Source organism: Fulvivirga sp., from assembly GCF_040220315.1.
Lineage (GTDB): Bacteria > Bacteroidota > Bacteroidia > Cytophagales > Cyclobacteriaceae > Fulvivirga.
Window position 1 is genome coordinate 1 of sequence record NZ_JAVJUY010000246.1, and the last position, 7,581, is coordinate 7,581.

General features: G+C 37.8%; 6 protein-coding genes and 1 pseudogene. All 7 read left to right on the plus strand.

Annotated features, from left to right (window positions below; genetic code table 11):
* Positions 1–1,408 (plus strand): annotated as a pseudogene (locus tag RLO81_RS11875) (DUF4175 family protein); the annotation flags it as partial.
* A gap of 2 nt (positions 1,409–1,410) precedes the next feature.
* A complete protein-coding gene (locus tag RLO81_RS11880; RefSeq protein WP_350111760.1) occupies positions 1,411–1,812 on the plus strand; it encodes an ATP-binding protein in 402 nt (133 codons plus the stop codon).
* A gap of 8 nt (positions 1,813–1,820) precedes the next feature.
* Entirely contained in the window at positions 1,821–2,249 is a 429-nt protein-coding gene (gene ybeY / locus RLO81_RS11885) for an rRNA maturation RNase YbeY (protein ID WP_350111762.1), read from the plus strand.
* A 73-nt stretch (positions 2,250–2,322) separates the two neighbouring features.
* A complete protein-coding gene (mnmG, locus tag RLO81_RS11890; RefSeq protein ID WP_350111764.1) occupies positions 2,323–4,188 on the plus strand; it encodes a tRNA uridine-5-carboxymethylaminomethyl(34) synthesis enzyme MnmG in 1,866 nt (621 codons plus the stop codon).
* A gap of 1 nt (position 4,189) precedes the next feature.
* Positions 4,190–5,053: a class I SAM-dependent methyltransferase gene (locus tag RLO81_RS11895; protein WP_350111766.1), complete on the plus strand. Its 864-nt coding sequence runs from the start codon at positions 4,190–4,192 to the stop codon at positions 5,051–5,053.
* Positions 5,050–6,765 (plus strand): Ig-like domain-containing domain, encoded by a 1,716-nt coding sequence (locus RLO81_RS11900; protein ID WP_350111768.1) that lies wholly within the window; start codon positions 5,050–5,052, stop codon positions 6,763–6,765. Before RLO81_RS11895 ends, RLO81_RS11900 begins: the two co-directional genes overlap by 4 nt.
* Before the next feature lie 401 nt (positions 6,766–7,166).
* A partial coding sequence (locus RLO81_RS11905) for a tetratricopeptide repeat protein (RefSeq protein ID WP_350111770.1) occupies positions 7,167–7,581 on the plus strand: 415 nt, incomplete at its 3' end.

Genomic DNA, 7,581 nt, shown 5'->3' on the forward strand with positions numbered 1-7,581 from the left:
CTCTGACCAGGTTCGAAATCAACTGGAAAAGCTGCAGCTAAATGAGAAAAATCTTGAAAATGAATTAGAGCGTGCGCTGGAACTTTTCAAACGTCTCAAGTTAGAATCTATGCTTGGAGAAAACATCAAAGAGTTGGAGTCACTCGCAGAAAAACAAGAAAAGATCTCTCAAATGGAGAAGGACGAAAATGTGAGTTCTCAGCAGGAAGAGATCAAAGAAAAATTCCAGGACCTGGAGGAAAAGATCGAAAAGATGGAGCAGTTGAACCAGGAGATGAAAAACCCGGAACCGCTACAGGATTTTGAACAGGACGAGCAAGACATCAAAAAGAATCTGGAGGAGTTGTCCGAACAGCTAAAACAAAACAGCAAGCCAAACAAAGCAACAAAATCAAAGCAGCAGGAAACCAGTGAGCAAATGAAGAGTCTCGCTCAGAAAATGTCCGAAATGCAGAACAATATGGAGATGGACATGATGCAGGAAAACATTGATAACCTTCGAAATATCCTGGATAACCTGGTTAAACTTTCCTTTGATCAGGAAGAAATCATTGATGAATTCAGAAAGGTCAGACAATCAGACCCCAGGTTTATAGAGTTATCACAAGAACAGCTACAGCTTATAGACAATGCTCAGATCATTGAAGACAGTTTATATTCTCTCTCTGAACGCGTTTTTCAGATCAGTGCATTTATTACCCGCGAAGTAGGGACTATAAACGAAAATCTGGAATCTGCAATGAATGAGCTAAGGGAAAGAAACAAAGGAAAAGCCATGAGCCATCAACAGTTTGCCATGACATCTGTAAATAATCTGGCCTTGCTACTCTCGGATGTGCTTCAGCAAATGCAAAATGCCATGAGCATGGCCTCGGGTAATCCTTCTGAACAGCCATCGTTGAGCGAACTACAAAAGCAGTTGGGTCAACAGATTGAGGAATTGAAAAAGAGCGGCAAATCCGGAAGGGAGCTTTCTGAAGAACTGGCTCGCATGGCTGCAGAGCAGGAGATGATCCGTCAACAAATGAAGGCACTGCAAGAAAAACTGAATGGTCAGCCAGATGGAGAAAAGATTGGAAATTCCCTCAATGAGATCATAAAAGAGATGGAAGAGAGTGAGTTGGAGTTGGTGAATAAGCAGCTAACTCAAAGGCTGATTGAACGGCAGAAAAAACTTGTGACCAAGATGTTGGAAGCCGAAGAATCAATGCGTGAGCAAAAGATTGACCCGGAGAGGGAAGGGGAAACGGCAGATAACTATCAAAGAAAAAACCCGCCGGCATACGAAGAATATCTCAAAGCCAGAGAAAATGAGATAGAATTATTAAAAACTATACCAATTGAGCTAAATCCATTTTATAAAAAAGAAGTAAACGACTATTTTAGACGCTTGAGTGAAGAGGAATAACAATGAACGAGATTCAAATTCAAATACCATCTCTATCTGAAAACATCAGGATTATTGAGAGTTTCATCGACAATGCCAAGGAGAAGTATTCTCTGGATGATGACATTTATGGTAATATCATGATTGCAGTGACGGAGTCAGTAAATAATGCCATCCTACATGGCAACCAGAACGATAGCAAAAAGAATGTGACTCTGAGACTGATACTCGACAATAGTCATATAAAGTTTATTGTTTCTGATCAGGGACAAGGTTTTGACTACCACAGCTTACCTGATCCTACTTCTCCTGAAAACCTGAACAAACCAGGTGGAAGAGGAATTTTTCTTATGAAGCATTTGTGCGATGAGGTCCATTTTAATGATGATGGCAGACAGGTAGAAATGCTTTTCTATCTTTCCTGATCACTTGAATGATTCCGATATATTTTCAGAATTCGGCCATCGACTTCGATCTTCCTTTTGAGAAAGCACAATTAAAAGATTGGATAAATGGTGTGATCCTCGAAGAAGACTACACATTAGAGGAGCTTTCTTATGTCTTTACCACAGATGAATCGCTCCTGGAAATCAACCAATCCTATCTGAATCACGACACTTTCACCGATATCATCACCTTTGATTATAGTGAAAAGGACAGGGTGGTCAATGGAGAAATCATCATCAGCATTGACCGCGTTAAAGAAAATGCCTTGAAGTATGAGGTTGAATTTGATCATGAACTCGCTCGTGTAATGATTCATGGGGTCATTCATCTACTGGGATACGATGATAAAACACCAAATCAAAAAGCAATCATGCGCAAGAAAGAAAACACGTGTATATCTTTGCTGAAAATTTAACGTTCCACGTGGAACAATTCAAAGCTCAAAGGGGTTCTTTGGGTCTGATGTTCCACGTGAAACATCTCTGCATATGTTTAAAGAATACGATGTCATTGTAGTGGGGGCAGGGCATGCCGGCTGTGAAGCTGCGGCAGCCGCTGCTAACATGGGTTCCAAAGTGCTGTTGGCTACCATGAACATGAATACGATTGCCCAAATGTCATGCAATCCCGCAATGGGCGGTGTCGCAAAAGGACAGATCGTGCGTGAAATAGATGCACTGGGAGGTTATTCAGGTATCATAAGCGACAAGACCAGCATCCAGTTTCGTATGCTTAATCGGAGCAAAGGACCAGCCATGTGGAGTCCAAGGGTACAATCCGATCGAATGCGATTTGCAGAAGAATGGCGTCTTACCCTAGAAGGCATAGAAAATGTAGACTTCTGGCAGGAGATGGTTACAGGTCTTATTGTAAAGGACCAGAGGGTGGCAGGTGTAAGAACCAGCCTTGGACTTGAAATACCCGGGAAATCCGTAGTCCTAACAAACGGTACTTTTCTAAACGGAGTCATACATATAGGAGAGAAGAAATTTGGTGGGGGTCGAACAGGTGAAAGGGCTGCCACCGGAATTACAGAACAACTCATTGAATTGGGTTTTGAATCAGGCCGTATGAAAACCGGAACTCCTCCCAGGGTAGATGGACGTAGTCTGGACTATACTAAAATGACCGAACAACCCGGAGATGACCTTCCTGGTAAGTTCTCCTATTTGAATTCAACAACACCTTTAACACAACAGAAGAGCTGTTGGATTACTTATACCAGTCCTGAAGTACACAATGAACTTCAAACTGGATTTGACAAATCTCCCATGTTCAACGGAAGGATCCAGGGTCTTGGACCAAGGTATTGTCCTTCCATAGAAGATAAAATCAATCGCTTTGCAGACAGAGACAGACACCAGATCTTCGTTGAACCAGAAGGTTGGAATACAGTAGAAATCTATGTCAATGGTTTTTCTACTTCCTTACCTGAAGATGTACAATATAATGCTTTGAAAAAAGTACCAGGATTTGAACAAGTTAAGATGTTTAGGCCAGGCTATGCCATTGAATATGACTTCTTCCAACCCACTCAATTATCGTCTACACTTGAGACTAAGCTCATTGAAAACCTTTATTTCGCTGGTCAGATCAATGGTACCACTGGATATGAAGAAGCATGTTGCCAGGGTTTGATGGCCGGAATCAATGCACATCTGAAGGTGAAAGAACAACCACCATTTATCCTTGGCAGGTCTCAGGCTTACATTGGTGTGCTGCTCGATGACCTTATTAATAAAGGCACAGAAGAGCCTTACAGAATGTTTACTTCCCGTGCTGAATTCCGATTACTTCTCAGACAGGATAATGCTGATCTTAGACTCACTAAACTTAGTTATGGTTTAGGACTGGCAGATGATTCAAGATATCAGCAGATGCTTGATAAAGAACAGCAAACAAAGAACGTCATATCATTGCTTGAAGACATTAAATTCAAACCAGATGTTATAAATCCATTATTAGCATCCGTAGATCAGGCACCAGTAAAAGACAAATCTTCAATGTCTCAATTACTAAAAAGACCTAATTTTTCCATCCATGATCTGGAAATTATATACCCTGAATTACAATCCAAACTCAATCAATTCTCTACTGAAAGCATAGAGCAGGCTGGAATCCAAATCAAATACGAGACATATATTGAAAGAGAAAAGAAGAACAGTGAGAAGATGAATGAATTGGAAAATCAAAATATTAATCCTGACTTTAATTACAACGACATTCCTTCCTTATCTAAAGAAGCCAAAGAGAAATTATTAAAGATTAAACCATCTACAATAGGACAAGCATCAAGGATCAGTGGAGTATCACCTGCAGATGTTTCTGTTTTAATGGTCTATATAGGAAGATAGCATGTATCAAAAACTAGAAGAGTGTCCGTCTTGCAAGCATACGCTTTTCACCAACCATTTAATTTGTACTGACTATTCCATCAGCCAGGAAAGCTTCGCCCTGGTACGTTGCAATAAATGCGGTCTTGTATTTACTAATCCTAGACCCGATGAAAATAATATAGGTAAGTACTATCAAAGTGATAAATACATCTCTCATGCCAACAAATCAAATAATCTCATCAATGGCATATATAAAATTGCACGTTCTTTTACTCTTAGATCTAAAAGACATTTAATCCTTTCATACAAAAAACCAGGTAGAATACTAGACTACGGATGTGGCACCGGTCATTTCATAGATTTCATGCACAAATCAGGATGGGATTCTGTAGCCTATGATCCATATATTAAGCAACTGAACAATTCAAATATCAAGTTTCATGATACGATCCAAAAAGTTTCTAATGAAGATGACTTCGATGTGATTACTGCCTGGCATGTTATAGAACATGTACATGACCTGAAAAGCGTTTTAAAAATCCTACGTAAAAAACTTAAGAAAGGCGGGCTCCTATTTATTGCGGTACCAAATATCAATTCCTATGACGCACTCCACTACAAGAAGTATTGGGCTGCTTATGATGTACCAAGACATCTATATCACTTTTCTCAGTCATCATTCAAGGCACTCGCAACCACCTGTAAACTATCTTTGGTTAAAGTTCATCCAATGAAACTTGATACTTTTTATGTATCATGGCTTAGTGAAAAATACCATGGAAGTAACAATATGCTATCTGCCCTTAAGAATGGGCTTAAATCCAATCGTCAGGCAAAATCGAGTGGAGAATACTCAAGCCTAATATACGTTTTAAAGAAATGAAATATTTCAAAGTTGGAATTAACATCCTTCTCGTCCTAACTTTCTTTCAAAGATGTGCCAACCCAGGTGTTGTATCAGGAGGTCCTAAAGACACAATTCCACCCATACTGATTAGTTCATATCCAGTCGATCAAACTTTAAACTTTAATGATAAGACCCTGATCCTGGAATTTAATGAAAGAATAGCAGCAGATAAGATCAAACAAAATTTGATCATATCTCCAACAACCAAAGTCAAGTTTAAACACTTTATCAAAAAGAACACCATTACACTACTGTTTGAAGAACCATTTCAGGATACGACTACCTATACTTTCAATTTTTTTGATGCTATTACAGATATCACAGAAAAGAATCCTCCTGTCAATCTTGTGCTGGCTTTTTCTACAGGTGACTTCATTGATTCTTTGAAAGTATTCGGTACTGTAAAAGATTTAATGACCGATAAAAGTCGTGAAAAAGCAACAGTCGCATTGTATGCAAAAACAGATTCAACTAATATTTTTGAAGACACTCCTACCTATTTTACATCTACTACCAAAAATGGCTCCTTTGCCATCAACAACATAAAATATGGTCTTTATAAACTCATTGCATTTGAGGATGCAAACAAAAATCTATCTTTTGACGAGGATGAAGAACAGTACGCCTTTCAACCAGGTTATATAAACCCAGTAAATCTCACTGATTCACTAAGATTTTATTCCTATCAAATTGATGCTTCTGAACTTAAAGTAAATTCAGCTAGAATAAGTGGTAGATATTATGAGATGAGATACTCCAAGCAAATCTCTAATTATGAAATATTAGATACTGATTCAGTACTGACCATCAATTCCAGCCTTTCAGAAGATAGAGAAACCTTGAGATTTTATAACCCCTTTCAAGGCTATCCAAAAGATAGTATCAGAGTAATCATAGAAGCAATAGATTCCTTGAAAAACACTACTGTTGATACTACTTATATCAAGTTCCAGGAAAGCTCACGAAAAAAAGTAGAATTTGCTGTTCAGGCAAATCCAACAAGTACTAAAACCATAAAGCCTGAACAAAGTCTGTTACTAAGTTTTACCAAGCCCGTAAAAACCTGGGATCTGTCAAAGGTTAAAGTAGTACTGGATAGTATGAATTTCTTTTATCTCCAAAATATAGATATTAAATGGAATCACAACTATACAGAAGCTCTTCTTCCACAGCTTATCAAAAGAAAAGAACTTTTGGATAGTATAGCATTGTGGGATAAAACAATACAAATTGATTCTCTAAATCCCGATACTCTGGATCTCATTAGAAAAAAGTTACTATCAAAATATGATACATACAGTTATCAACTAAATATTGGTGAACAGTCTTTTATTTCTATTGAAGAAGATACATTATCAGCCCTTGATCTTAAATACAAGTTTCCCAATACAGAAAATATGGGGACAATGACTGTCAATGTCAAAAGCGATTCTCTTCAATATTTTATACAGTTGATCAGTGCTCAAAAGAAAGAAGTACATCAACAGTTATATTCCTGTAGTACGTGTAGGTTCACCGATATCCCCCCAGGAAAATACACACTGAGGTTTCTCGTTGATAGCAATAAAGACAGCATTTGGTCTATTGGTAACATCAGAAAAGACTTACTACCTGAGCCGGTTAAGCACTTTCCTAAGGAAACAGAGGTAAGATCTAATTTCGATATGCTTCTTGATATCTCCTTATAAGCTGTGGATATCTGTGTATTACTGTGTGTAAAACCTGCGGTAAACACATTACTATCTTACTTAACAAGATAAGCCTCTAACAACATCTAATATGTCCGATATAATCCACATGTCTCCAACACAAAATGTAATACGCCTTTATCAACATACTATATTTAAGTTATCTACTTACTAAATATAAATCATTACTTATCAGTAAGTTACATGTCTAACAACTTGTAGATAAACAACAGACAACGCATGACTTATAAACAAATCAGATTTCCAAATTATATTTTTAGGAATTTCCCACAAATCCACAGCGTTAATAATAGATCTTATTTTAAAATAAACTAATTATATTATTATCTTGTATATAAGGAACTGTGTATAAAGTGAGAATCTTATCAACCATATGCATTTTGATTTTTGTTGGACATTCAATCTATGGTCAGCAAAATGAACAGGCTCAGCTGGCCAATGAATATTACCAGCAAGGTGAGTATGAAAAAGCCCATGAACTTTATTCCGATCTAGCCGATAAGAAGTCAAGCATTCCGATCATACATTCCAATTACTTTGAGTTGTTGCTTATCGAAAAGGATTTCAAAACTGCTGAGAAATATATCAAGCAGGTTTTGAAGATGTTTCCTTCCAACCTTCAATATGAATCCAACGTACTCGGGCTCTATCAGGCATCCGGAGATGACGATAAAAAGAAGGGGTATTCAGACTATTTGATGAAGACATATCATGAGAGCCCTTTCCAACTCAATTTAATTGCCCAAAATCTGGTGAGTCAACAGCTTCTTGATGATGCCATCCTGTTTATAAAAG

Coding starts and splice junctions, on each gene's coding strand:
- RLO81_RS11880 (WP_350111760.1), top strand. CDS start 1,411: ATGAACGAGATTCAAATTCAAATACCATCTCTATCTGAAAACATCAGG.
- ybeY (WP_350111762.1), top strand. CDS start 1,821: ATGATTCCGATATATTTTCAGAATTCGGCCATCGACTTCGATCTTCCT.
- RLO81_RS11900 (WP_350111768.1), top strand. CDS start 5,050: ATGAAATATTTCAAAGTTGGAATTAACATCCTTCTCGTCCTAACTTTC.
- mnmG (WP_350111764.1), top strand. CDS start 2,323: ATGTTTAAAGAATACGATGTCATTGTAGTGGGGGCAGGGCATGCCGGC.
- RLO81_RS11895 (WP_350111766.1), top strand. CDS start 4,190: ATGTATCAAAAACTAGAAGAGTGTCCGTCTTGCAAGCATACGCTTTTC.